The following is a 25,335-nucleotide window of genomic DNA, read 5'->3' as shown; positions in this document are numbered from 1 at the left end:
CTCTTGGCATGGATATCGCCAAGTCTCGAAAACATTTGGTCGTCTTGGTGGCGGTGGGCGTGCTGTTGCTGGCCGGATGCTCGGCCTCGCGGCCCGATGCACAGCCGTCGGTGACCTTCGGCTCGGGTGGCGGCGCGACCCCCGGAATGCCGGGCATGAGCGGGATGCCGATGCCCAGCGCACCGGCGGGCACGTCGTCGGCAACCGGGTCGCCGGCGGCAGTGGCTGGTGACGCGGTCAGCATCGACAACTTCGCGTTCGCCCCCGCGACGTTGACCGTCAAGGTGGGCAGCACGGTCACTTGGACCAACCACGACGAAGAACCGCACACGGTCGCCGCCACCGACGGGTCGTTTCACTCGCCCGGGATGGGGACCGGAGCCACGTATTCGCACACCTTCACAACCGCGGGAAAGTTCGACTATGTCTGCTCGATTCACCCGATGATGCACGGCACGGTGGTGGTGACGGGATGAACCGCGACCCGAACATGATGAGTCGCCGTCAGCTCATCCGGCACACGGCATGGTTCGGAGCGGCGGTCGGCTTTACCGTGGTCGGCGGCGAGGTCATCTCACATGTCGCCGGCACAGCGGCAGCCGAGCACGCTCACGCCCGGCCCACGTTGCGATTCGCCCAAATCAGCGACAGTCACATCGGCTTCAACGGCGCGGCCAACCCCGACGTCGCAAGCACCTTCGGCCACGCGATCGACCACATCAACAACCTCGGTTACACACCGGATTTCGTCATCCACACCGGCGACCTAACCCACCTGTCCAGCGCCGAACAATTCGACCAGGTAAAGCAGATGATGAGCAAGGTGCAAGCTCCGCACATCTTCACGGTGCCCGGCGAACACGATTCGGTCGACGACGCGGGACAGAAGTACCGCAGCGTCTTCGGTGCTGGAACCCGCGGCGACGGATGGTACAGCTTCGACATCGCCGGAGTCCACGTGATCGCGTTGGTCAACACGTTGAACCTGAAGAAGCTCGGGCATTTAGGGGTCGACCAGCTGGATTTCGTCCAAAAGGACGTCGCGGGATTGTCCAGCGATACTCCCATCATCGTGTTCAGCCACATCCCGTTGTTCGCGATGTACCCGGACTGGGGCTGGGGCACCGACGACGCCACCCAGGCGCTGAGCCATCTGAGCCGCTTCTCGTCGGTTACCTGCCTCAACGGGCATGTGCATCAACTGTTTTCCAAGACGGAAGGCAACGTAACTTTCTACAGCGGCACGACGACCGCCTACCCGCTGCCGCATCCAGGGGACGGCCCGGCCCCGAAGCCGGTCACGCTGCCGGCCGGCAAACTCGGCGACGCGCTGGGCATTCGCGAGGTCAGTTATAACAAGGGACAGAGCGCGCTGGCGCTGAAAGAGACTTCACTGCAATGAAATCGACAGATTACTTGTTCCGGGTCGGCGTGGCCGCGTCATTGGCCGTCAGCGCCGCCACTCATGCCTACCTCTATATCCATGGCTACCAGCACATTCCGATCATAGGTACCTCCTTCCTGCTCCAGGCCAGCGTCTGTTTCGCGTTGGCCCTGCTGATCGTCGTCGGCGGTCCGGGGTGGCTCAGCTGGGCAGGCGCCGCGATGGCGGGCGGCTCTCTGGGGGCGTTCGTCCTGTCGAGGACGGTCGGGCTGTTCGGCTTTTCGGAACGGGGTTGGGATCCATCGCCGCACGCGGTCATCAGCGTGGTCGCGGAAGTGCTGACGGTGCTGTTGTGGGCCGCACCGTTGGTCAGGTGGCGTCGACCGATGTTGGCCCCCATCGACGCCGCCGGCTAGGGCGACCCGTTATTCCCGGGTACTCCGAGCAGCCCGCCGGCGCTGGCGGCCCCTCCGGCTGACGGTTCGTTCTGCCAACTACCCCGCGGTTGGTCCGCGCCACCGCCAAACCCATATCAACACCAGGGCCGCGATCGGGACCCCAACAACCGGGATCAAGTAGAGAGCATCGTCTTTCACGTCGGGCGTATAGGCGGTGCCGCCGTGCACACGAACGTCCACAGGTGATCCCTCGGCATGGTCGTAATGGCTGCCCACGATCGGGCCGGTGGATGAGTTTCCGCCAACGCTCCACACCGCCGTGCAGCTTGTGCCCCGGCCATGGCGGACGCAGTGATCCACCGTCGCCGTGGTCGGAGTGCCGACCCGGTACGCGTAGACGTCGTACGCGGTCGCGCCGACGCCCCAGAGTAGGAGCACCACCACGGCGATTGAGGCCAGTCCCTTCGCGAGTCGCCGCAGTCGGCGGCCCCGCCCGGCGCGGCGCCCGACGCCGGGTTGTCCCGGAATGGCGGGCTGCGGCCAAACGCCGGCTGGTGCATTGAAGGACTGGGGTGGCTGCCCGACCGCGTTGGCATACTGACGTTTCAGGTCCGCCTTGCGCTTCTCCTCGGCCAACTGACGTTCCAGTTCGGCGATGCGCTTTTCGGCATCAACCCGGTCCATCAGCAAATGGTCCCACCGCGCGAGCCGCGGCCGCAGAAAATCGTTCAAGGCAACGGGCGACGCGTCGGTCAGCCTCCAAAGCCTTGGTGGATGTGGTTGGAGCTGCCGGTGTCCGCGATGTTCGGAGTGCCTGAATAGTAGGCGACAGTGTTGTCGCTGCCGGAGGCGTTGATGGTGTCGGCGCTGTCGATTTTTACGTTATTGGAGGTCCCGTCGACGCGCATGGTGCCGACGCTGTCGATCCGCACGCGATTGTTGTGGCCGGCGACGGTGACGGTGGCGCAATGCCCGATGATGACGACAGTGCTCGACCCACCGGTCACCGAGATGTCACCTCCATCGCACGTGAGGACGTTGGTCTCGTTCGATCCGGTGAAGGTCATATTTCCACCCCGCGAGACCGTGTCCATGGTGCTCGTGGTGCCGCTGTTGCTCGAAAAATGCTGGCCGAGCAAACCGTAGGCGACCATCACCAGGAGGACGACGGCGATGCCGATAAAGAAGCGGCCCCGAGTGCCCCGCCACGCGGGCTTACCCGACACCCACCCGGGCGGTGGCGCGGCTGGGTAAGGATAGGACGGGGCCGGGGGATGGCTCCATTGGGACGGCGGGAGCATCGACGCCGCATCTGATTCCGTTGGTTCCATCGGCACGGCGGTCGGCTGATCCGACGCGGCGCGACTCTCGGCAAGCTGACGTTCCAGCTCGGCGATGCGCTTCTCGGGGTCATCCTGGTCCATCACCAAATCGTCCCACCGGGAAGTCGCGGCCGCTGAAAAACGCCGACGCGGCGCTGGCGCTCTCGCCGGGCACACCCTCGGTGAAGCTCATGACCACACCGTCGACGGTGCCGAGCCCCGCGTTGTGGACCGCCGATGCGTCGGGCTCCAGAGAACTTGCCGTCGTTGGTCGAGCACACCACCGGGCCACTGACGTTTTGGGGTTGGCCGCCGATGATGACGTCGGGCCGCGCCGGCGACAACCGTAGCGGCGGCGACGGCGATCACCAACTCACGCTTCACCGGTTTCGCCCAGCGAGATTACTTGCCGCGCATACCTTCGACGAACTGCCGGGCTTCCTCCCAGCTGGGCAAAAGACCGGACGCGCGCACTTCATCGAAGCTGGGGGCTACGGCATCGCGGTCGGACAAACTGGGGGCGGCGCCATTGACCAGCGGCCAGTCGATCGCCAGCGCCGGATCCGTCGCGCAGATGGTGTGCTCGCGCTCCGGGTTGTATTCCGCCGAGCACAAATACATCACCGTCGAATTGTCTTGCAGGGCAAGGAAGCCGTGCGCCAGACCTTCCGAGATGTAGATCGTGCGACGGTCCTGGTCGTCGAGCAGGACCGAATCCCACTGGCCGAAAGTCGGTGAGCCCAAACGGATGTCGATGGCGACGTCGAACACCGAGCCGGACACACAGGTCACGTACTTGGCCTGGCTCGGTGGCAGCTGGGCGAAGTGCAGGCCACGCAACACACCGGCCGACGACACCGAGCAGTTGGCTTGGCGGACGTTCAAGCGGTGACCGGCGAACCCCGTGAACCCGCGGTCGGTGAGCCATTCGAAGAACATTCCGCGCGAGTCGCCATGGATGGTCGGGGTGATTTCCCAGGCGCCGGGGATGTCGAGCTCGCGAACTTTCATCTCACTTACCGCGTTCTTCGTAGCGGGTCTCGGTTACATCCTTCAACGGACGCCACCACCATTCGTTGTCGCGGTACCAGTCGATGGTGGCCTGCAGACCCTCGCTGAAGTCGGTATGCTTTGGGGCCCAGCACAATTCGTCGTACAGCGCTGACGGGTCAATGGCGTACCGCAAGTCGTGGCCGACGCGGTCGGGGACGTGGTCGAAATCGTCGGGGTCACGACCCATCATCTTCAGCAGTGTGCACAGCACGGTCAGGTTGTCGCGCTCACCCTCGGCGCCAATGAGGTAGGTCCGGCCGATCTGGCCTTTTTCCAGGATCCGCCGGACCGCGTTGTTGTGGTCGTCGACGTGGATCCAGTCGCGGACGTTGGTACCCCTGCCGTACAACTTGGGCCGCCGGCCGGTGAGCACATTGGTGATCTGGCGCGGGATGAACTTCTCGACGTGCTGATACGGCCCGTAGTTATTCGAGCAGTTAGAGATCGTCGCGCGCACGCCGTACGAACGGACCCAGGCCCGGACCAGTACGTCGCTGGCGGCTTTGGTGGCCGAGTACGGACTCGACGGGTTATAGGGCGTCGACTCGGTGAACCGATTAGGGTCGTCGAGTTCCAGGTCGCCGTAGACCTCGTCGGTGGAGACGTGGTGTAGCCGCACGCCGTGTCGCCGTGCCGCCTCCAGGACGGCGAACGTCCCGATCACGTTGGTGCGCAGCGTCAGCTCCGGGTCGTCCAGCGAGTTGTCCACGTGGGTTTCGGCGGCGAAATGCACGACCGCGTCGGACTCGGCGACCAGCCGCGAAACCAGTTCGGCGTCGGCGACATCGCCCTCCACCAGCCTGATGGCGTCGGCGACCTCGGCCAGCGACTCACGCCTTCCGGCATAGGTCAGGGCGTCGAGCACCGTCACCGCATCTTCGGGATGCTCGCATACGGTGCTGTGCACGAAATTGGCTCCGATAAAGCCGGCGCCACCGGTGACCAACAGCCGCATGGGTGAGACCCTAACTGAGCGGGTTGGTCAGACGGTGCGAGATAGCCCTAATGGCTCTGCCAGTTCGCTCAACGCGGGCAGCAGTGTCTCTTCCTTCCAGCCCCCGAGCACCTGGATCGCGACGTGGTCGGCACCGGCCTCCACGTGCTCGTTGAGGCGTTTCGCAATGGCGTCGGGGGTGCCGTAGGCCACCACCGCGTCGATCAGTTTGTCGCTGCCTGGCTTGCGCACATCGTCTTCGGTGAACCCCAGCCGCAGCCAGCTGTTCACGTAGTTGCTCCGGCTCAGATAACGATCGAGGGTCTCGCGGCCCACCGCGCGGGCCTCCTCGACGTCGGTTGTGACCACCGCCTTGTGCTCTGGCGCCAGGAACACCGTCTTCCCGATGAGTTCACGCGCCTTGGCCGTGTGTTGCGGCGTGGTCAGATACGGGTGGGCGCCGGCGCTGCGCTGGGCCGCCAGCCGCAGCACCCGCGGGCCGAGCGCCGCGAGCACCCGGCGGCTGGTCGGCACCAGCGCGGCGTCGAGTTCGTCGAGGTAACCGACCAGCGCGTCGTAGGGCTTTGCGTACTCTTGTGTGCTCTCGCGATGACCCACCCCGATGCCCAGCAGAAACCTTCCCGGGTGGGCGCTTTCGATGCGCTTAAAAGACTCGGCGACAGCCGGTGCCGGGGCGGACCAGATATTGACGATCCCGGTGGCCAGTTGCAACGAGGTGGTCGCGGCCAGGGCCGGCTCCACCCACGTCAGCTCCGCGTCCGGTGGTCCGCCGATCCAGACCGCGCCGTACCCGAGAGATTCGATCCCCGCGGCCAACTCCGGCGTGATCGAGCGGGTAGGCAGCCACACGCCAAACCGGCCCAGGTCGGGCTTCAGTGAGACTGCCTCGGTCATCCAGGGTCCCCCTCCGTTTGTTGGCTCAAGGCTGAGTCAGCCCGAGCGGCCCCGCCAGCTCGGCCAGCGCCGGGACCAGGTTTTCACCCTTGGTGAGGACTTGCACGGGCACGTGGTCGGCGCCGGCGTCGAGGTGCTCCTTTAGCCGCGCCGCGATCTGGTCCGGCGTGCCGTAAGCCACCAGCGCGTCGACCAGGCGGTCGCTGCCCGGGCGGGCGACTTCCTCGTCGGAAAAGCCCAGCCGTTTCCAGTTGTTGCGGTAATTGGCCAGTTGGAAATAGATATCCAGCGCTGCGCGGCCCACTGCACGCGCCTTCTCGGTGTCGGTGGTCAGCACCACCTTGTGCTCGGGCGCCAGGAACGCCGACGGGCCGATCAGTTCACGGGCCTGCGCGGTGTGCTCGGGGGTGGTCAGGTAGGGGTGCGCGCCGGCGCTGCGTTGCGCGGACAGCTTCAGCACCCGCGGACCCAGGGCCGCCACCACCCGCCGATCGGCCGGCACGCCGTGCTCGTCGAGCTGGTCCAGGTACTGCACCAGCGCGTCGTAGGGCTTGCGGTATTCAGTGTGAGCCTCGGGATGACCGACGCCGATGCCCAACAGGAAGCGGCCCGGGTAGGCCTTGTCGATGCGGTGGAACGATTCGGCCACCGGCTGGGCGGCCGCCGTCCAGATGTTGACGATGCCGGTGGCGACCTGCAAGGTGGTCGTCGCTTCCAGGATGGGCTCCACCCAGGCCAGCTCCGCGGGAGGTGAGCCACCCACCCAGACGGCACCGTAGCCCAGGGACTCGATTTCTTTGGCTTGCTGGGGCGTCACGCCGCGTCCGAACGATCCGAACCGGCCGAGATTGGGTTTGCTTTCAGCAGAATCGGTCATGGTGTGAGCAACCGGCCGCGTGCTGGCGCTATTCCGGGTCGGCTACATCCACAGCGGGCGGCATCTCCAGCGGCAGCAGCACGATGAACCGCGTGTCGCCGGGCACGGATTCCACTCGCAGATCCCCGCGATGGTTCTTGACGACGATGTTGAATGCCAGGTCCAGCCCAAGGCCGGTGCCTTCCCCGAACGGTTTGGTGGTGAAGAACGGTTCGAAGATGTGCTGTCGAACGTCGTCTGGGATCCCCGGCCCGGTATCGCAGATCTCGACCCGGGCCATCTTCTCTCCCTCCCGGCAGGTGCGGATGGTCAGCGTGCCGCCCTCATCGCGCATCGCCGCGATCGCGTTGTCAATGATGTTGGTCCACACTTGATTGAGATCGCCTGGATAGCAAGGGATTTCGGGAAGCGATTGGTCGAAATCCTTGACCAGTGTGATGGCTTTGCTGTCCTTGCCGGTGTCCTTGCTGCCATCCTTGCTGCCATCTTTGCTCAACCGGTCTGCGAACATCACCAGCGTGCTGCGCAGCAGTTCGTGCACGTTGGCCACCTGGAATGGCGCCCGGTCCAGCTGCGAATACTGTTTGGCGTCGGCGACCAATGCCGAGATCCGCTTGCTCGCTTCGGCAATCTGGTTCATCAGCAGCTCGCTTTCGATGGTGTAGTTGATCCATCGGATCGCCTCCTCCAACGATGTCGACGCGAGCTCGTCGGTAACCGCGGAAATCCGCTCCAGCCAATCGGTGTCGATGCCGCCTTCGACGAATGTGGGTGCGATATCCCATCCGCCGTCGATGCCGTGGTCCTCCAGCCAGTCGCCGATGGCGTCCTCGCGGTCGGCGGTCTCAATCGCGCTCATCTGCTCCGATTCCGACTTGGCGACTTGCTCGGCGACCCCCTGCTGCAGTCGCACCAGGCCGCTGAGCGTTTCGGGGGTGACGGTGCCGTCGGCGAGCATCGCCAGCTTGTGGCGCATGCCGCCGACCCGGATGCGCAGGTCGGCCGCGGCTCGCGCGATGGCCGCAGCCGGATTGTTCAGCTGATGGGTCAGCCCGGCCGACAACCGGCCCAGCGCCAGCAGCTTCTCTCGGTTGTCGATGATCCGGCGGGTCCGGTCGGTGCCGACGGCTATCCCGTCGAGCAGGTGGACAGCCATCGGGAACTGGTCCTTCATGAACTTGGCGAACACGGGTGCATCCATCACGAAGAAGCGCGACGGCTTGGTCACATGCACCGATGTGTCGTAGCTCTGCTGCTGCTTGCCGGTGAACGCTCGCCAGGCACCGCAATAAGCGCCGCGCTGCGATGTCCGGGTGGTTTCGATGTCCTGACCGCCGGAGAGCTTCGACAGCGCCAACTCCCCTTCGACGAGGACGTAGAAGCAGGTCGCCGGTTCGCCCTCGACGCAGATCGGGCCCGGCTGGTATTCGTCGATGTGCCCGTTGGCGCACAACACCGCAAGCTGCTCGTCGGTTAGGGCTTCGAACAGGAACAGGGTGCGCAGCACGTCGGGCTCACACGGCACCTCGGCGGTCATGCCCGCGACCTCACTAGGACTCCGAGAGGTAGCGATGGACCAGCATCACGGCCATCGATCCCTCGCCGACCGCGGCCGCGACCCGTTTGGCGGACTCGGAACGCACATCGCCCGCAACGAACACGCCCGGCACGCTGGTTTCCAGGTGGTGCGGTGGACGGTCCAGCGTCCAGCCGCACACGTTGCGCAGGTCCGGACCGGTGAGGATGAAGCCGTGGTCGTCGCGGGCCAGCACCCCGTCCAGCCACTCGGTGCGCGGCGCGGCGCCTATGAAGATGAACATGCGGCCGCATGTGACTTCCTCGGTGTCGCCGGTCCGGTTGTCGACCAGGGTCAGTTTCTCCAGGTGATTTGCTCCGCTGGCGCACATGACTTCGGTGCAGGTGCGAGCGGTGATCTTGGGGTTCTGCTCGATCTGCCGGATCAGGTAGTACGACATCGACGCCGCCAAGGACGGGGCGCGCACGACGATGGTCACCGATTTGGCCTCGCGGGACAGGTGCATCGCGGCCTGGCCGGCCGAATTGGCCCCGCCGATGACGTAGACCTCTTCGTCTTTGCACTCCGACGCGATGGATGTGGCCGCTCCGTAATAGACCCCGCGGCCGATCAGCTCGTCGCACCCGGTTGCTGCCAGCTGACGGTAGGCGACACCAGTGGCCACGATGACCGCGTGCGCGTCGATGGAGCCGCCGTCGGCGAACCGCACGGTGCGCGCACACCCGTTGACTTCCAGCGCGGTGGCCGTGCGGGCGGTGATGAGTTCGGCGCCGAACTTCTCCGCCTGCATGCGCGCCCGCTGGGCTAGCTGGCTGCCCGACACCCCGTCGGGAAAGCCGAGGTAGTTCTCGATCCGGGAACTCTGGCCGGCCTGGCCGCCGGTCGCCGTGCGTTCGATAAGTACCGTGTGCAGTCCCTCGGAGGCGCCGTAGACGGCAGCGGCCAGGCCGGCGGGCCCGCCGCCGATGACGACCAGGTCGTAAAACTCCCGCGACGGTGTGGTGGTCAGGCCCAATGTGTCGGCCAGCTCCGCGTCGCTGGGTTCGACAAGGGTGGCGCCGTGTTCGGTGATGACGACCGGTAGCCGCAGGCCGTCCTCGCCGGCGGCCTGCAAAAGTTGCTCGCCAGTGGGCTCATCGGCCATGAACCAGGTGTAGTAGAGCCCGTTGCGGGCCAGGAAGTCGCGGACCTGCCAGGACCGTGCCGACCACCGATGCCCGATCACCTTGGTGTGCGGAATGGGGTGCTCTGGCGCCAGCTTCCAGGCGTCCAACAGCGCGTCGATGACCGGGTAGAGCTTCTCCTCGGGTGGATCCCACGGCTTGAGCAGGTAATGGTCGAGGTCGACGACGTTGATCGCGTCGATGGCGGCGTGGCTGTCGGCGTAGGCGGTCAGCAGTACCCGTCGCGCCGTCGGATACAGGTCCATCGCCTGCTCGAGGAACTCGATACCCGTCATCTGCGGCATCCGGTAGTCGGCGATCAGCGTCGCCACCGTTTCGCCCCGCAGTTTGAGTTGTTTGAGGGTTTCCAGGGCATCGGCGCCGGATTCCGCTCGCACAATCCGGTGGTCCTCGCCGTAGTGGCGCCGCAGGTCCCGGGCCACCGCACGGGACACCGCGGGATCGTCGTCGACGGTCAGCATCACGGGTTTGCGGGGCTGCGCACCGGGGTCTGTCATCGGAGTCAAGTATGCGCTCGGCAGCGCCAAAGCGGAGAGTGAGGAGTCGGGCCCGACTCCCCCCGAAGCGATTTTGGCTGCAATTTTGGTCGAGCCGACTGACCAGGTATCGTGGAGTAACGGTGCGGCATCCGCGCCCGCTTTTTGCGTGCCCAGTCCCGAGGAATTTCCTGTTACCGGCTCACGTTTGAAGTCGGGGTAAATGTCGCGCCGATCTGGGCGCAGATGGCAACGAAACGAACGACGAGGATTTCAAACAAGTATGGCCAAGAAAGACGGTGCCATAGAGGTCGAGGGCCGCGTGGTCGAGCCCCTGCCCAATGCGATGTTCCGCATTGAGCTGGAGAACGGCCACAAGGTGCTCGCCCACATCAGCGGCAAGATGCGGCAGCACTACATCCGCATCCTGCCCGAGGACCGGGTGGTGGTGGAGTTGTCTCCCTACGACCTGTCCCGGGGCCGCATCGTGTACCGATACAAGTAACGACAAAGCCCAAACCGCAAACCGACGAGTAGACAGAACAGGATCGAAACAGCCGTGAAGGTCAACCCGAGCGTCAAGCCAATCTGTGACAAGTGCAGGGTGATCCGTCGGCATGGGCGGGTCATGGTGATCTGCTCCGATCCGCGGCACAAGCAGCGGCAGGGCTAGTAGCCGCCAGCGCGCACACAACTGAATGCAGACCTCCCAGCACCAGTGAACGGATAGGCCGTTCATCCGCGTCCGGAACGGAGGCCGGACCCCGGGAGCGATCAGCCGGGAACGGACTGGGATCAGACCTCCGCGAAGAGAAGGAATCCCACCCATGGCTCGAGTTGTGGGCGTCGACCTCCCGCGCGACAAGCGCATGGAGGTCGCGCTGACCTACATCTACGGCGTCGGCCGTACCCGGTCGAATGAGATCCTGGCCGCCACCGGGATCGATAAGGATCTGCGCACCAAGGACCTCACCGACGACCAGGTGACCCACCTGCGCGACTACATCGAGGCCAACATCAAGGTGGAGGGCGACCTGCGCCGCGAGGTACAGGCCGACATCCGTCGCAAGATCGAGATCGGCTGCTACCAGGGCCTGCGGCACCGCCGCGGCCTGCCGGTGCGCGGCCAGCGCACCAAGACCAACGCGCGGACCCGGAAGGGCCCCAAGCGCACCATCGCGGGCAAGAAGAAGGCCAGGTAACCGATGCCACCAGCCAAGAAGGCAGCCGCTTCTGCCCCCAAGAAGGGGCAGAAGACCCGCCGCCGGGAAAAGAAGAACATCCCGCACGGTGCTGCGCACATCAAGAGCACGTTCAACAACACGATCGTGACCATCACCGACCCGCAGGGCAACGTCATCGCCTGGGCGTCGTCGGGCCACGTCGGCTTCAAGGGCTCGCGGAAATCGACGCCCTTCGCCGCGCAGCTGGCGGCCGAGAACGCCGCGCGCAAGGCCCAGGAGCACGGCGTGCGCAAGGTCGACGTGTTCGTGAAGGGCCCCGGTTCGGGCCGGGAGACGGCGATCCGGTCACTGCAGGCCGCGGGCCTGGAGGTCGGCGCGATCTCCGACGTCACCCCCCAGCCGCACAACGGCTGTCGTCCGCCCAAGCGCAGAAGGGTCTAGGAGGAGAGAACCATGGCTCGCTACACCGGACCCGTCACTCGCAAATCGCGGCGCCTGCGCACCGACCTCGTCGGTGGCGACCAGGCGTTCGAGAAGCGTCCCTACCCGCCCGGCCAGCACGGCCGCGCGCGGATCAAGGAGAGCGAATACCTGCTGCAGATGCAGGAGAAGCAGAAGGCCCGCTTCACCTACGGCGTGATGGAAAAGCAGTTCCGCCGCTACTACGAAGAGGCCGTGCGGCAGCCCGGCAAGACCGGTGAGGAACTGCTGAAGATCCTGGAGAGCCGGCTGGACAACGTCGTCTACCGCGCCGGGCTGGCGCGCACCCGGCGGATGGCCCGCCAGCTGGTCAGCCATGGGCACTTCAGCGTCAACGGCGTGCACGTCAACGTCCCCAGCTACCGGGTCTCGCAGTACGACATCGTCGACGTGCGGGACAATTCGCTGAACACGGTGCCGTTCCAGATCTCGCGGGAGACCGCGGGCGACCGCCCGATCCCGAGCTGGATGCAGGTGGTCGGGGAGCGTCAGCAGATCCTGATCCACCAATTGCCTGAGCGTGCGCAGATCGACGTGCCGCTCACCGAGCAGCTGATCGTCGAGTACTACTCGAAGTAACGAAGACTTCCGCCGCTGCGACCGCAGCGGGGGAACACCTAACGGCATCAAATAGCGGGTGCCGAGAAGGAGAACAAGAAACACCATGCTGATCTCTCAGCGACCCACACTGTCCGAGGAAATCCTCACCGACAACAGGTCCCAGTTCGTCATCGAACCGCTGGAGCCGGGATTCGGTTACACCCTGGGTAATTCGCTGCGGCGGACGCTGCTGTCGTCGATTCCCGGCGCGGCCGTCACCAGCATTCGCATCGACGGCGTGCTGCACGAGTTCACCACCGTGCCCGGCGTCAAAGAAGATGTCACCGACATCATCCTGAACCTCAAGGGCCTGGTCGTGTCCTCGGAGGAGGACGAGCCGGTCACCATGTACCTGCGCAAGCAGGGTCCGGGTGCGGTCACCGCGGGTGACATCGTGCCGCCCGCCGGCGTCACCGTGCACAACCCCGGCATGCACATCGCGACGCTGAACGACAAGGGCAAGCTCGAGGTCGAGCTCGTCGTGGAGCGCGGCCGCGGCTATGTCCCGGCGGTGCAGAACCGCGCCTCGGGCGCCGAAATCGGCCGTATCCCAGTCGATTCCATCTACTCGCCGGTGCTCAAGGTGACCTACAAGGTGGACGCCACCCGTGTCGAGCAGCGCACCGACTTCGACAAGCTGATCCTGGACGTGGAGACGAAGAGCTCGATCACCCCGCGTGATGCGCTGGCGTCGGCCGGTAAGACCCTGGTCGAATTGTTCGGCCTGGCTCGGGAACTCAACGTCGAGGCCGAGGGCATCGAGATCGGGCCGTCGCCGGCCGAGGCCGACCACATCGCGTCGTTCGCGCTGCCGATCGACGACCTGGATCTGACCGTGCGGTCCTACAACTGCCTGAAGCGCGAGGGTGTGCACACCGTCGGCGAGCTGGTGTCGCGCACCGAGTCCGACCTGCTCGACATCCGCAACTTCGGTCAGAAGTCCATCGACGAGGTCAAGGTCAAGCTGCACCAGCTGGGTCTGTCCCTCAAGGACAGCCCGCCGACCTTCGACCCGTCGGAGGTTGCGGGTTATGACGTCGCCACCGGCACCTGGTCCACCGAGGGTGTCTACGACGACCAGGACTACGCCGAGACCGAACAGCTCTAACTGCTTTGAGAATCATCTAGACAGGAGCGTCAGCTATGCCCAAGCCCACCAAGGGGCCTCGCCTCGGCGGGTCGTCTTCGCACCAGAAGGCCCTTCTGGCCAATCTGGCCACGTCGCTGTTCGAGCACGGCCGGATCAAGACGACCGAGCCGAAGGCTCGTGCGCTGCGGCCGTACGCGGAGAAGCTGATCACGCACGCCAAAAAGGGCACGCTGCACAACCGTCGAGAGGTTCTCAAGAAGATCCGCGACAAGGACGTGGTGCACGCCTTGTTCGCCGAGATCGGGCCGTTCTTCGCCGACCGCAACGGCGGCTACACCCGCATCATCAAGGTCGAGGCGCGTAAGGGCGACAACGCCCCGATGGCCGTGATCGAGCTGGTGCGGGAGAAGACGGTGACGTCGGAGGCCGACCGGGCGCGTCGGGTGAAAGCCTCCAAGAAGGCTTCTGCTGGTGTAGAAGCACCCGTGGCCAAGGCCGAGCTCGAAGAGGCCAAGGTCGAGGAGCCTGAAGAGGCTGAGCCTGAAGAGACTGAGGCTGAAGAGGCCAAGGCTGAGGCGGTCGAGGCCGAGCCTGAGGCCGAAGAGACCCCCGCCGACGAGCCCGATGAGGCCACCGAGGATTAATGAGGACGTCCGTCTGCGGCTCGACATCGCCTACGACGGAACCGATTTCGCGGGCTGGGCGACTCAGGCCGGGCAGCGGACCGTCGCCGGAGTTCTCGACGAAGCGCTGACGACGGTTTTCCGCACGCCGGTGCGGCTGCGCGCGGCCGGGCGCACCGACGCGGGGGTCCATGCCACGGGGCAGGTGGCCGACGTCGATGTGCCCGCCGACGCGTTGCCGAACGCCTATCCGCGATCGCCGCGCGCCGGTGAGGCGGAATTCCTGGCGTTGCTGCGCCGTCTCGGCCGGTTCCTGCCCACCGACGTCCGCGTTCTCGGTATCGCCCGCGCCCCGGCGGGTTTCGACGCGCGGTTCTCGGCGCTGCGGCGTCATTACGTGTACAGGCTGTCGACGGCGCCCTACGGTGTGGAGCCGCACCAGGCGCGCTTCGTCACCGCGTGGCCGCGCGCCCTGGATCTCGACGCGATGACCGCCGCGTCTCGAGACCTGTTGGGGTTGCACGACTTTGCGGCGTTCTGCCGTCAGCGCGATGGCGCCACGACCATCCGCGACCTGCAGCGGTTGGACTGGTCGCGCGACGGCGACTTGATCACCGCGCATGTCAGCGCCGATGCGTTCTGCTGGTCGATGGTGCGTTCGCTGGTCGGGGCGCTGCTGGCCGTCGGCGAACGCCGGCGCCCGCCGTCCTGGTGCGGTGAATTGCTCAGCGCGACGGACCGGTCCAGCGACTACGCCGCCGCGCCGGCACACGGTTTGACGTTGATCGGCGTCGATTACCCACCCGATGACCAACTGGCCGCGCGGAATTTGATCACCCGGGATCTGCGCACACCCAGCTAGATTCGGGCCGCGACGAAGCTTGCGGCCTGGCCGGTCATCCCGGGCACGTAGCCCAGGTGGGCGTTCCACTGGTTGCCACCCGAGCAGATCGGGTCGCCTTGGTTGCACAGGTCGATGGTCTTGCCGTCGAAATTCGGGGTCAGGGCGCTCATCAGCCCGCTCGCCCGGCCCGACGGGTTTCCGAAAAGGGCGACCGCGGCGACGTGATCGGCCGCGTTGGCCGGTAGCGGCTGGTGGAAGCCGAGGCCGGGAAGCGGCGCGGCGGTGACGATGTCGATGACGGCGGCACCCTGTGAGTACCCGCCCAGTACCAGCTTGGTGTTGGGGCAGTTGCCGGCCATGTGCTGGATGTGGTTGCTGGCGTCATTGGCGCCATCCGTGGCGGCCAGGAAGTCCTTGTTGGCCGGATAATTAACCCCATATGCCCCAACGCTTTTGCGGGTCTGCTGGCGCAGCGAGCTGACGAAGGCCTGGCCCACCCGACCGACACCGGGCGGCTCATCGGTTCCCCGGGCGAACACCACTTCGACGTCGGGGCAGGATGCCCAGGCGAAGGGCACCAGCTTCGGTAAGACGAAAAGTGCGGCCGCCGCGAGGATTGCGGCGGCCAGCCCTAGGCGGATAAGCCTCACACAACGATGTTAAGGGCTTGTTGACAACGCGCCGGTAACGATTTAGACCACCGACCGCTACAGCCTGCCGGCGACGAAACTGGCGGCCTGATCGACCAGCCCGGAATTGATGTAGGCGGGCTGCAGATGTGACGACCATTGTGCGTCGCCACCCGAACAGATCGGATCGCCGCCCGCGCATTCCTCGATCGTCTTACCGGCGAAGCTGGGGCTGAAATCGGGGACCGGCCCGAGAATGCGCCGGGTCCCGTTGCCGAACAACGCCACCGCCGCGACGTGCTGGTCGACACCCGGCGGCAGCGGGTTGGTGAACCCGAATCCCGGTTTGGTCGCCGCGATCACGAGGTCGGCCGCCACGGCGCCCAGCGAATAGCCGCCGAGCACCTCGCGGGTGTTCGGGCAGCTTTTCGCCATGGATTGAACGTGGGCGCTCATATCGTTGGCGCCCTTGGCGGGATCGACGTCAGCGGGATAGTTGACCCCGTAGGCAGCGACCGGTATCTGCACCTTGGAGCGCAGCGAATTGACGAACGCGTCGCCGACGAAACCGACGCCGGGTGGTTCCTCTCGGCCCCGAGCGAAAACCACTTCGGCACCCGGGCACGCCGCCGATGCCGCCGGAGGGGCGACCACCATCGCCGTGGCGAGCAACGCCGCGACCGCGAAACCGGCTAAGCGGTTTGCGGCATTTGATCTGCTGCCCGAATTCGCCTGTGGTGGAGCGTCAACCGCGCGAAGCCTCATGACCCGATATTAATGCGCTAACCGACGTGGGCAGCGGATCACCGCGGGCGGTGCCTTCAGCGAACGGCCTAGACCAGCGGGCCCTGCGGGGACGGCGTCGCAGGCGTGGTCGGCGTGTATGGCGAGTATGGCGTGTTAGGCGAGTTCGGCGGGACATTACCGTGTATCGACGGCGGGCCGTACGCGGGCGTCTGCGGCCCGTACCCCGGCGCCTGCGGGCCGTATCCCTGCGGCGGCCCGAATCCGGGTACCTGCTGGCCGGTCCCGGCCAACAGCTTGGAAGCAACGAAAGCCGCGGCCTGGGTGGTGTAGACGGGGACGTAGCCCTCGGTGTGTCCGCTCCACTCGTTGCCGGGGCCCGCGTGACAGATCGGGTCGTTGGGGTTGCACAGGTCGATCGCCCTGGAACCGAGCATGACGCTCTGGGTCGGCAGCGATCCGCCGGCGCGGTCGGCCACGTCGCCGAAGGTGACGACCGCCGCGACGTTGTTGGCGTACTCGGGCGGCAGTGAACTGCCCCAGTTGATGCCGCCGATGGGGACGCCGGCGACGATGTCAATCACGGACGCGCCCTGGGAGTAGCCGCCCAGCACGATCTTGGTGTTCGGGCACTTCTGCACCGCCTGTTTGACGCGATTGATCGTGTCGTTGGCGCCGTCGCCGCCGTGCAGCTGCAGCTTGCTGGCGGCGTAGTTGACCCCGTAGGTGTCGATGTTCAGGCCGCCGGTCTGCTGGCGCAGCGAGTCGACGAAGGCGTCGCCGACCCGGCCGAGTCCGGGTGGCTCGTTGGTGCCGCGGGCGAAGATGACCTCGACGTGCGGGCAGTCATCGGCAGAGGCGACCGGTGCCGCGTTCGGGGCGAGAAGCAGGCCGGCGGCGGTGACCAGTGCCGAAGCTGCCGAAGCGCCCAGGCCGACCCAGTGCCCCCCTGACCGCGCGCTGCCCGCCCGAGGGCCCCAAGGGCTGGGTATGCGGTGAGATTTCACGCCGAAATGTTACCCGTATCGAGGCCTCGCCAAACTTTTCTGACCTGTGGATGGATGCAGCGGGCGCCCCGGACCAGCGGTTATCGTGATGCGGAGTTACGGATGCCACAGATTTCCGGGGGGATCTTGGAGCGATCGTCCTTGCGCCAACCCACGACCCGGCTGCAAATCAGCGCCTACCGATTTCTGCTGCGTCGCGTCGAATGCGCTTTGCTGGGCAGGGACATCCGTACGGTCGACGAATCGCCGCGTGCGCATACGGCATCGCTCGCGGTCGGTTGCGTGCTGGCGACGGTCGCGCTGGCGGCGTGTGCGGCGTTGGCTTTGCTGCGCCCGCACGCGCAACTCGATCAGGCTCAGATCGTCATGGGTCAAGAATCCGGGGCGCTGTACGTGCGGGTGGGCGATACTTGGCATCCGGTGCTGAACCTGGCTTCTGCGCGGTTGATCGCGGCGACCGACGCCAACCCGCGGCCCGTGCCTGAGTCTGATCTGGGACTGACCAAGCGCGGTCCGCTGCTTGGTATTCCGGGTGCACCGCAGCTGCTCGGCGAGCCGCTTTCCGCAGTCGAGTCGGTCTGGACGATCTGCGATACCGACGCCGGTGCGGCAACGACGGTCGTGGTCGGGCCCACCGAGACGTCGTCGATCCGTCGCTTAGGCCGTGATCAAGCCATGCTGGTCGCGCCCCCGTCGGGTTCGCCGGCCTACCTGCTCAACAACGGTCAGCGCGCGGTCGTGGATCTTGCCGACGCCGCGGTTCTGCGCGCACTTCGGCTCGAGGGCCGCGCGCCGCTTGTCGTTTCTCAGGCGTTGCTGAACGCCGTCCCCGAGGCGCCGCCCATCACGGCTCCGCGGATTCGCGGCGCGGGCGCCCAGGCGGCCGGTCTGCCCGGATTTCCGGTCGGCAGTGTGGTGCGCATTACACGCGGCGATGGTGACGAGTACTACGCGGTGCTGGCCGCCGGAGTCCAGCGCATCGGCCAGGTGGCGGCGGATTTACTGCGTTTCAGCAACTCGCGGGGCACCGCCAACACCGTCACGGTCGCACCCGATGCGATCCGCGCGGCGCCTATCGTGAACGCGCTGCCGGTGGCCAGTTTCCCCGACCGGGCACCAACCATGGACGGCGGCAGCACCTCGTGCGTCACCTGGGAGCCTCGGGAGCCAAAGTCGTCCGGGAATTTCGGCGTCGCGTTCCTGGCCGGGAGCGGCCTGCCGGTCCCTGCCGGTCAGACGCCGGTGACCTTGTCACAAGCCGACGGTCGCGGTCCCGCGCTGGACGCGGTCTACCTGCCGCCCGGCCGCAGCTCCTACGTGCGGGGGAATGGCCGAGTCGGCACGCGATACCTCGTTACCGACACAGGAGTGCGGTTCGCGATCCACGACGATGACGCGGCGCATGACCTTGGCCTTACGGCGGCGATCCCGGCGCCGTGGCCGGTCTTGGCGGCCCTGCCGTCGGGACCGGAACTGAGCAGGCAGAAGGCCTCAGTCGCCCGGGACACGGTTGCGGGACCCCCGTAACCGACCCCTGGCCGCGCCGGCTGCCAAGGCCGCCACCAGCGCAACAAGGCAGATGGCCGCGCCGCGCAATGCGATGTCCCGGGCGCGAGAGTTCCGCGGTTTGGGGGGCGGTGGCGCGGCGGTCGGCACGGGCGCTGGTGCTGGTCTGGGTGTGTTGGCGGGCGGACTCGAGTCGGTGCTGACCGCGGCCAGCACATCGATCGTGCCGTGGCCGACGAGGGCATCCCATCCCGCGGGTGGATGATGCGCGGTCGACTCGATGCGCTGCATCACCTGCCGTGCGGTTAACGCGGGGAACCGGGCCCGGATCAGTGCGGCCAGCCCGCTGACCACGGGCGCGGCATAACTGGTGCCCGATACCGGTTGCGAACCGAGCGACGTCACCGCCTCGCCGGTGGCGGCGACATCCACCCAGGGGCCGGCGAGGGTGAACGCCGACGGCGTCCCTTCGGCGTTCACCGAACCTACGGTCAGCACGTAGTCGTCGTACCAAGCCGGACTGACCGCGACCGTGACGGTCTCCCAGGTTGTATCCGGGCGCTGAGGGGGACACTGTGCGGTGCCGCCCGTGTTGCCCGCCGCGGCCACGACGACAGCATTTTTGACGTCGACCGCGTAAGCCAGCGCGGCGCCCAGCGCGCGGTCGTCGAGCGCCGACGCCACGGGAACGCATGCAACCGACGAGATGTTGATCACCGATGCGCCGAGATCGGCGGCCGTCCGGACGGCTTTGGCCATGGTGGCTACGTCACCCATCCCGGTGCGCGACCGGTCGTCGGCGGGAGCGAACTTCGCACTGGACTGCCGGATGCTGATCAGGGTCGCCTCGGGCGCCACCCCGCTGAAGCTATCGGCCTTGGAATCCGCTGCTGCGGAGATAATTCCGGCTACCAGGGTGCCGTGTGCATCGCAATCCTGGGTACCGTCACCAGTGGACACATAGTCCCCTCCGGGGACCACATCGGGCAATCGGCGATGCCGCGAAACGCCGGTGTCAATGACCGCGACCCGCTGTCCGGCACCACGGGTGAGTTGCCAGATCCGCGGCAGGTCGACGAGGTCTGCGAGCTGATGGCGGTTTGGTTCCGGCTCCTCCGTCATCACCGTGCAAACCTCGCGTTGCACGGTGGGCCACGGCGGCGCCGGGAACGCCGGCTTGGGCAGCCACCTGTCGTCGACCTGTGGCGGGGAAACCGCGTACGCCGGCGGCGTTGCGAGCTGGGATAGCGCCGCCAGCATCGACACCGTCAGCAGGCGCGCCACACTTGATGCGCTCACTTGAGATTCAATCCCCGAACGGCGCCGTAGAGGCCGCATATCCAGCAGGTCAGGGGCACTATCGCGACCAGCGCCAGGCACTCCAGCGCTTCGACGCTTCGGCGCACCAATGGTGTGAGCGATACTGCGGGAGCGATGAAGCCCAGGTAAATCGCCGCGGCGGCCAGCGTTGCCGTCACGCCTGCTAGCCATGCCCCGCGCTGCGGCGTGCTCAGGGCGACGACCCCGAAAGTCGTTGCAGTGATGACGATTCCGCTGATGACGAACACCAGCATCCTTTTCACGTCAACCGAACGAGCACGCAACAGCAGCAGCGCGCCGGTGACGGTGCCAAAAGCGATGCAGCTCAGCCGCGGTGCGCCGGCAAGTATGGTGATGATGGCTCCGACGGCGGCTGACGATGCGAACGCGGCGAGCAGGCTGGTCAACCAGTCGTCAGCGCGGATCGCTTTGCCGGCCAAACAAACCCCGTCCGCCTCGGGTGCGGGCGGCAGCCGGGGCGATAACCCCGCCAGCATTATCGACACCCGCGCCGCCACCCCGAGCAGGCCGAGCGATACCAGCGCGGATACCGCACCGATCGCGCGCAGCGGGGCGGCGGCGAACACGCCGACCAGCGCGGCGACGGCGATGACCAGCGCGACGCACGAGACCGCCGTCAATGTGACTACACCGCAGCCCGATACGCGCATCGCCAACACCGAGGTGACGGCTGCCGCCGTCGCACCCAGCAACACATTCGGGATTCCAGGGGTGCCGGGCACCGCGAGAAAGCCGGCAACCGCCGCGAATGCGGTGGCGATCACGCTCAGCGCGAGCCCGGCGATCGCGTCCCGATATGCGCGGTGTGCGATCGCCGCAAACAGCAGGGCGACCAAACCGGCAAGTGCCGCGACGCCGGCGGTGGTGCCGAGGCCACGAGCAATGTTGTTGCCCAGCGCATTCCGGATGAGCATCAGCCCACCGACACCGGTCAGCAAACCCGCCGCCAGTGCGCCGGTGAGCCGGGCTGCCTTTCGGTTCCGGGAATGGTCCCAAAGCCGGGCCGTTCCATCCAGCGTCGCCGACACGGCCTCGGCCACGTCGTCGTAACGCGGAGCGGGCGGCGGGTTAGTGGACTGACCCAGAACCAGAACAGCACCATCGCGGATATCGTTCTGCGCCAGCGTGGTCGACGTATCCAAAGCGGACGCGCCGGGGCGGGAAAGGTGATATCGCCTCGCCTCGAGATCAGCGGAACCGTCGACCTCGCGGCCCTTCAGCATGTCGACGATCGACGCGATGAGGACGGCGACCGGAACCCCGGCGGGCAGGGCCAAATCGACGACGACGGTGCCGGCATGAATTGACACGCGGCGCAGCCCCGGATCGGATACCTGCAACAGTGACCCCTTCAGTCGGATTGTCGGCACGGTAGCCGGTTTTCGATTGCCCGGTATCCGGCTGTCCACAGGTGACTTGCAGCCGATTACGGCGCTCCTTACCGTCGTCAAGCGGTGGGAGGGCGGGATGACGCAAGGTTTCGTGCCCGTGGTGCGGCGACTGCCGGCCGCGGACGTGTCGACGGACATCGTCGTTGAGGCGCCGCCCGGCCTACCGCCGCCACCGTCGAACGGCATGCTGCCCCGCCTGCTGCCGGCTGTCACGTCGGTCGCGACCCTGGGCGTCATGGCGGCGGCCTTCACAACGGGCTCGCCCGTTACCCGCAACCCGATGTTCCTGGCCTTCCCGATGATGACGCTCGTTTCGGTGCTGGTCATGGCCGCAACCGGACGTGGCCGCCGGCAGGGCGGAATTGTCGACGCCGACCGCGCCGACTATCTCGGATACCTGAGCCGGCTCCGCGGAATTGTCGCCGAAGCCGCTGCGGCACAGCGCTCATCACTAAGCTGGAGTCATCCCGACCCGGATGCGCTGTGGACATTGATCGGCGGCGCGCGGATGTGGGAACGGCGAGCGTCCGACCCGGACTTCTGCGTTGTCCGCGTCGGCATCGGAACCCGGCCGCTTGCCGCCCGCTTGGTGGCCCCCGCAACCCGATCCCAGGGGCTTTCGGATCCGGTCACCACGACCGCCTTGTGTCGCTTCCTTCAGGCGCATTCGACGATCGAGGACGCGCCGATCACGATCGGCCTGCGCGATGTTGCCACCGCGACGATCGACGGCGATTTGAGCTCGGTCCGCGGGTTGCTGCGCGCGATGATCTGCCAACTGGCCGTGCTGCACGCGCCAGACCAGTTGCTGATCGTCGCGGCGGTCAGCGACCGGGCGCGGGCCCACTGGGATTGGCTGAAATGGCTGCCGAACAATCAACATCCGGCCGCCGCCGATGAGCTGGGGTCTGCCCGCATGGTGTATCGGAGTGTGGCGGGGGCGCTGGATGCGCTCCCGGGTAGGGGACGGGCACACGTGGTGCTCATCGCCGACCTGGACGAGTACGCCGGCCGGGCCAGCGCTGGTGCTATCGCGGGTGTGACCGTCCTTGAGGTCGGCACCGGCTGCGACGGCGCGCCGTTGTCGATCGGGCGCAACGGCGACGCTCAAGCCCTGCTGTACCCCGACCAGATGGATCCCGTGGACACGCTGCTATGTGCCCGCCGACTCGCCGCCTACCGTACCGCAGCGCCGGGTCCGGCTGGCGGGTCGGGCTGGCCAAGTCTGATGGGACTCGGCGATATCACCCGCTTCGAGCCGATCACACTGTGGCGCAGCCAATACCACCACGACCGACTCTGCGTTCCCATCGCAACCACGGTCGACGGCGTGCCGGTCGAGCTCGATATCAAAGAGTCCGCCGAAAACGGCATGGGCCCACACGGGCTCTGCGTGGGGGCCACCGGGTCGGGCAAGTCAGAGCTGCTGCGCACCATCGCACTAGGCATGATGGCGCGGAACTCTCCAGAGATGCTCAACCTGCTGCTCGTCGACTTCAAAGGGGGCGCAACGTTTCTCGATTTGGCGCGAGCTCCGCACGTGGCCGCGGTCATCACCAATCTCTCCGATGAAGCACCGCTGGTGGCCCGGATGCGAGACGCACTGGCCGGTGAGATGGACCGTCGGCAACGGCTGCTGCGAACGGCGCAGTGCGCCAGCGTCGGGGCGTACGAACTTGCGCGTCGGTCCGGTGGCCAATTGGCCACCCTGCCGACGCTGTTCATCATCGTGGACGAGTTTTCCGAACTGCTCAGCCAGCAACCCGATTTCGCCGATATGTTTGTGGCGATCGGCCGGCTTGGCCGGTCGCTGGGGATGCACCTGTTACTGGCCAGTCAGCGGCTCGACGAGGGCCGGCTGCGGGGACTGGAAGCTCACCTGTCCTATCGGATCTGCCTGAAGACCCTCTCCGCCGGCGAATCACGAACGGTTCTGGGAACACTCGACGCGCACGAATTGCCGAACACGCCCGGCGCGGGCTTTCTGCGCTCCAGTAGCGGCGAGCTGATTCGCTTTCAGGCCGCATTCGTTTCGGGGCCGCTGCGCGCGGACGCGCCGGCTTGTGCGCCTCCGGTGGCGGCGCCTTCGGTGCGCTCGTTCAGCACACGGCCGGTTGGCCGTGTCACCCGCGCCGTGGAGGTTGGCGGCTCGTCCACCCGGACCGTCCTGCAAGCGATCATCGGGCGGTTGTCCGGACATGGGCCGCCCGCGCACCAAGTCTGGCTGCCCCCGCTGGGCCAGGCACCGGCGCTGGACGCCCTGCTCCGCGACACTGTGTCCGCGCCGGCGGGCCTGACGGTACCGATGGGCGTCATCGACCGGCCGTTCGAACAGTGCCGCACGCCGCTGATGGTGGATTTGTCCGGGGCGGCAGGCAATGTGGCGATCGTCGGTGCACCCCAGACGGGCAAGTCGACCGCACTGCGCACGCTGATCACGGCGTTGGCGGCCACCCACGATCCGGGGCAGGTGCAGTTCTACTGTCTGGACTTCGGCGGGGGAGCGTTGGCGTCGGTACGCGGATTGCCGCATGTGGGTGCCGTCGCCGGCCGGGCAGAGCCGCAGCTCGTTGCGCGCATGATCGCCGAGTGCGAATCAGTCGTGCGATCCCGTGAGGCCATCTTTCGCGACCGGGGCGTCGAGTCGATCGGCCACTACCGTCGGCTGAGAGCAGAGCGGCGCGCGGTGCCCGATGAAGACCCGTTCGGTGACGTGTTCCTCGTCGTCGACGGCTGGGCGGGGCTTCGTCATGATTTCGAGGCGCTCGAGTCATCGATTACCGCGCTGGCATCGCAAGGACTTTCGTTCGGCGTACATGTGGTGTTGTCGGCGTCGCGCTGGGCCGAGATCAGACCGTCGCTGAAGGATCAGATCGGCACTCGCATCGAGTTGCGGCTGGGCGATCCCGCGGACTCCGAGCTTGACCGCAAACGGGCGCAGCAGGTACCCCACGACAGACCGGGTCGCGGCCTTTCCCGCGAGGGGCTGCACATGGTGATCGCGCTGCCGCTGGTGGACGGGATCGCCCATGCCGAATCAGTCGCGCCGCCGATCCCGCTACTGCCCCCGCACGTGGACCACGACACCGTCGTCGGCCGAGCGGGTGCCGAACTGGGTGCGCGGATATTGCTCGGTCTCGAGGAGCGCCGATTGCAGCCGCTCGCGGTCGATTTCGAGCGACATTCGCATCTGCTTATCCTCGGGGACAACGAGTGTGGAAAGACCGCCACGTTACGGATGCTGTGTCGCGAGATCGTTCGAACGAAGACCGCCGCGCAGGCTCAGCTGCTGATCGTCGACTTTCGCCGCTCCCTACTCGGCGTGGTCGAGTCGGAACACCTTGGCGGGTACGCCATGTCACCGGCCGCGCTGGGTGCGTTGCTGCCGGCTCTGCTCGATCGCCTGCGGCGGCGGATGCCACCTGTCGACGTCAGCCAGGCGCAGCTGCGGTCCAGGTCGTGGTGGTCCGGGCCGGACATTTACGTCGTTGTCGATGACTACGACCTGGTGGCCACCCCGACGGGCAACCCACTGGCCGCGATTGTCGAATATCTGCCGCATGCAAAGGATCTCGGACTGCACCTGGTCGTGGCACGGCGCAGCGGAGGTGCCGAGCGCGCCCTGTTCGAGCCGCTGCTGGCGGGCCTGCGTGATATCGGCTGCATGAGCCTGACGATGAGTGGACGTCCAGACGAGGGCGCACCGTTCGGTTCCGGCCGCCCCGCGCGATTGCCACCGGGCCGTGGTGTGCTGATCACTCGTGCCGGTGACGACCAGCTTGTGCAGGTGGCCTGGAGCCCGCCGTCATGAGCCCG

At 66.6% G+C, this 25,335-nt stretch carries 26 protein-coding genes; 13 read left to right on the top strand and 13 right to left on the bottom strand.

The features are described 5' to 3' along the window. Positions 1 to 8: 8 nt before the first annotated feature. The 3 genes from ACLP4W_RS06615 to ACLP4W_RS06605 are packed head-to-tail and all read left to right on the top strand — an operon-like array spanning position 9 to position 1,800. Positions 9 to 476, top strand: a complete 468-nt coding sequence (locus tag ACLP4W_RS06615; RefSeq protein WP_442385294.1) for a cupredoxin domain-containing protein — start codon at positions 9 to 11, stop codon at positions 474 to 476. Further along, positions 473 to 1,402: a metallophosphoesterase family protein gene (locus ACLP4W_RS06610; RefSeq protein WP_442385292.1), complete on the top strand. Its 930-nt coding sequence runs from the start codon at positions 473 to 475 to the stop codon at positions 1,400 to 1,402. Before ACLP4W_RS06615 ends, ACLP4W_RS06610 begins: the two co-directional genes overlap by 4 nt. Continuing rightward, the gene (locus tag ACLP4W_RS06605) at positions 1,399 to 1,800 is read left to right on the top strand and encodes a hypothetical protein (RefSeq protein ID WP_442385290.1); all 402 of its coding nucleotides are present in this window, start codon (positions 1,399 to 1,401) and stop codon (positions 1,798 to 1,800) included. Before ACLP4W_RS06610 ends, ACLP4W_RS06605 begins: the two co-directional genes overlap by 4 nt. A gap of 78 nt (positions 1,801 to 1,878) precedes the next feature. On the opposite strand, the gene ACLP4W_RS06600 is transcribed toward ACLP4W_RS06605, so the two are convergent. The 8 genes from ACLP4W_RS06600 to ACLP4W_RS06565 all read right to left on the bottom strand — a co-directional run bounded on the left by ACLP4W_RS06600 (position 1,879) and on the right by ACLP4W_RS06565 (position 10,101). Beyond that, on the bottom strand, positions 1,879 to 2,466 hold the full coding sequence (locus ACLP4W_RS06600) for a hypothetical protein (RefSeq protein WP_442385288.1): 588 nt from the start codon (positions 2,464 to 2,466) through the stop codon (positions 1,879 to 1,881). A gap of 68 nt (positions 2,467 to 2,534) precedes the next feature. Beyond that, the gene (locus tag ACLP4W_RS06595; protein ID WP_442385286.1) at positions 2,535 to 3,206 is read right to left on the bottom strand and encodes a DUF3060 domain-containing protein; all 672 of its coding nucleotides are present in this window, start codon (positions 3,204 to 3,206) and stop codon (positions 2,535 to 2,537) included. Between the two features lie 300 nt (positions 3,207 to 3,506). Beyond that, the gene (gene rfbC, locus ACLP4W_RS06590; RefSeq protein ID WP_442385284.1) at positions 3,507 to 4,115 is read right to left on the bottom strand and encodes a dTDP-4-dehydrorhamnose 3,5-epimerase; all 609 of its coding nucleotides are present in this window, start codon (positions 4,113 to 4,115) and stop codon (positions 3,507 to 3,509) included. A gap of 1 nt (position 4,116) precedes the next feature. Continuing rightward, complete coding sequence (gene rfbB, locus ACLP4W_RS06585; RefSeq protein WP_442385282.1) at positions 4,117 to 5,112, bottom strand: dTDP-glucose 4,6-dehydratase; 996 nt, start codon at positions 5,110 to 5,112, stop codon at positions 4,117 to 4,119. Between the two features lie 27 nt (positions 5,113 to 5,139). Then, complete coding sequence (locus ACLP4W_RS06580) at positions 5,140 to 6,006, bottom strand: LLM class F420-dependent oxidoreductase (protein WP_442385280.1); 867 nt, start codon at positions 6,004 to 6,006, stop codon at positions 5,140 to 5,142. A 25-nt stretch (positions 6,007 to 6,031) separates the two neighbouring features. Further along, the gene (locus tag ACLP4W_RS06575; protein WP_442385278.1) at positions 6,032 to 6,883 is read right to left on the bottom strand and encodes an LLM class F420-dependent oxidoreductase; all 852 of its coding nucleotides are present in this window, start codon (positions 6,881 to 6,883) and stop codon (positions 6,032 to 6,034) included. A 28-nt stretch (positions 6,884 to 6,911) separates the two neighbouring features. Then, entirely contained in the window at positions 6,912 to 8,420 is a 1,509-nt protein-coding gene (locus ACLP4W_RS06570) for an ATP-binding protein (protein ID WP_442385276.1), read from the bottom strand. Positions 8,421 to 8,433: 13 nt separating this feature from the next. Continuing rightward, positions 8,434 to 10,101, bottom strand: a complete 1,668-nt coding sequence (locus ACLP4W_RS06565; RefSeq protein ID WP_442385274.1) for an FAD-dependent oxidoreductase — start codon at positions 10,099 to 10,101, stop codon at positions 8,434 to 8,436. 262 nt (positions 10,102 to 10,363) lie between these two features. Here ACLP4W_RS06565 and infA point away from each other — a divergent pair, with 262 nt between their 5' ends. The 8 genes from infA to truA all read left to right on the top strand — a co-directional run bounded on the left by infA (position 10,364) and on the right by truA (position 14,919). Beyond that, the gene (gene infA / locus ACLP4W_RS06560; RefSeq protein WP_003418601.1) at positions 10,364 to 10,585 is read left to right on the top strand and encodes a translation initiation factor IF-1; all 222 of its coding nucleotides are present in this window, start codon (positions 10,364 to 10,366) and stop codon (positions 10,583 to 10,585) included. Between the two features lie 54 nt (positions 10,586 to 10,639). Further along, on the top strand, positions 10,640 to 10,753 hold the full coding sequence (rpmJ, locus tag ACLP4W_RS06555; protein WP_003879483.1) for a 50S ribosomal protein L36: 114 nt from the start codon (positions 10,640 to 10,642) through the stop codon (positions 10,751 to 10,753). A 154-nt stretch (positions 10,754 to 10,907) separates the two neighbouring features. Then, positions 10,908 to 11,282, top strand: a complete 375-nt coding sequence (gene rpsM, locus ACLP4W_RS06550) for a 30S ribosomal protein S13 (protein WP_442385272.1) — start codon at positions 10,908 to 10,910, stop codon at positions 11,280 to 11,282. A 3-nt stretch (positions 11,283 to 11,285) separates the two neighbouring features. Continuing rightward, positions 11,286 to 11,705 carry a 30S ribosomal protein S11 gene (gene rpsK / locus ACLP4W_RS06545; RefSeq protein WP_442385270.1) on the top strand — a complete coding sequence of 140 codons (420 nt, stop codon included), beginning with the start codon at positions 11,286 to 11,288 and terminating at the stop codon, positions 11,703 to 11,705. A 12-nt stretch (positions 11,706 to 11,717) separates the two neighbouring features. Further along, a complete protein-coding gene (rpsD, locus tag ACLP4W_RS06540) occupies positions 11,718 to 12,323 on the top strand; it encodes a 30S ribosomal protein S4 (protein WP_442385268.1) in 606 nt (201 codons plus the stop codon). An 85-nt stretch (positions 12,324 to 12,408) separates the two neighbouring features. After that, positions 12,409 to 13,452 (top strand): DNA-directed RNA polymerase subunit alpha, encoded by a 1,044-nt coding sequence (locus ACLP4W_RS06535; protein ID WP_442385266.1) that lies wholly within the window; start codon positions 12,409 to 12,411, stop codon positions 13,450 to 13,452. Between the two features lie 35 nt (positions 13,453 to 13,487). Beyond that, positions 13,488 to 14,078, top strand: coding sequence for a 50S ribosomal protein L17 (gene rplQ / locus ACLP4W_RS06530; protein WP_442385264.1), 591 nt, complete (start codon positions 13,488 to 13,490; stop codon positions 14,076 to 14,078). Next, on the top strand, positions 14,059 to 14,919 hold the full coding sequence (truA, locus tag ACLP4W_RS06525) for a tRNA pseudouridine(38-40) synthase TruA (RefSeq protein WP_442385262.1): 861 nt from the start codon (positions 14,059 to 14,061) through the stop codon (positions 14,917 to 14,919). Before rplQ ends, truA begins: the two co-directional genes overlap by 20 nt. On the opposite strand, the gene ACLP4W_RS06520 is transcribed toward truA, so the two are convergent. The 3 genes from ACLP4W_RS06520 to ACLP4W_RS06510 all read right to left on the bottom strand — a co-directional run bounded on the left by ACLP4W_RS06520 (position 14,916) and on the right by ACLP4W_RS06510 (position 17,281). Then, positions 14,916 to 15,542 (bottom strand): cutinase family protein, encoded by a 627-nt coding sequence (locus ACLP4W_RS06520; RefSeq protein ID WP_442385386.1) that lies wholly within the window; start codon positions 15,540 to 15,542, stop codon positions 14,916 to 14,918. The two genes, truA and ACLP4W_RS06520, sit on opposite strands and share 4 nt — an antisense overlap. Positions 15,543 to 15,608: 66 nt before the next feature. Continuing rightward, positions 15,609 to 16,187, bottom strand: a complete 579-nt coding sequence (locus ACLP4W_RS06515) for a cutinase family protein (RefSeq protein WP_442385384.1) — start codon at positions 16,185 to 16,187, stop codon at positions 15,609 to 15,611. A 176-nt stretch (positions 16,188 to 16,363) separates the two neighbouring features. Further along, positions 16,364 to 17,281: a cutinase family protein gene (locus ACLP4W_RS06510; RefSeq protein WP_442385260.1), complete on the bottom strand. Its 918-nt coding sequence runs from the start codon at positions 17,279 to 17,281 to the stop codon at positions 16,364 to 16,366. 102 nt (positions 17,282 to 17,383) lie between these two features. Between ACLP4W_RS06510 and eccB the strand changes: the two genes are divergently transcribed. Continuing rightward, entirely contained in the window at positions 17,384 to 18,808 is a 1,425-nt protein-coding gene (gene eccB, locus ACLP4W_RS06505) for a type VII secretion protein EccB (protein ID WP_442385258.1), read from the top strand. Here eccB and mycP read toward each other — a convergent pair. Together mycP and eccD are read right to left on the bottom strand one after the other, a co-directional pair. Continuing rightward, a complete protein-coding gene (gene mycP / locus ACLP4W_RS06500) occupies positions 18,773 to 20,047 on the bottom strand; it encodes a type VII secretion-associated serine protease mycosin (protein WP_442385382.1) in 1,275 nt (424 codons plus the stop codon). The two genes, eccB and mycP, sit on opposite strands and share 36 nt — an antisense overlap. A 35-nt stretch (positions 20,048 to 20,082) precedes the next feature. Then, positions 20,083 to 21,468 (bottom strand): type VII secretion integral membrane protein EccD, encoded by a 1,386-nt coding sequence (gene eccD, locus ACLP4W_RS06495; protein ID WP_442385256.1) that lies wholly within the window; start codon positions 21,466 to 21,468, stop codon positions 20,083 to 20,085. Between the two features lie 127 nt (positions 21,469 to 21,595). Here eccD and eccCa point away from each other — a divergent pair, with 127 nt between their 5' ends. Further along, on the top strand, positions 21,596 to 25,330 hold the full coding sequence (eccCa, locus tag ACLP4W_RS06490; protein ID WP_442385254.1) for a type VII secretion protein EccCa: 3,735 nt from the start codon (positions 21,596 to 21,598) through the stop codon (positions 25,328 to 25,330). Positions 25,331 to 25,335: the final 5 nt, after the last annotated feature.

The sequence above is a fragment of the Mycobacterium sp. genome (assembly GCF_052145595.1).
Taxonomy (GTDB): domain Bacteria; phylum Actinomycetota; class Actinomycetes; order Mycobacteriales; family Mycobacteriaceae; genus Mycobacterium.
The sequence above is the reverse complement of the archived record's forward strand: the minus strand, read 5'-3'. Positions and strand labels throughout refer to the sequence as shown.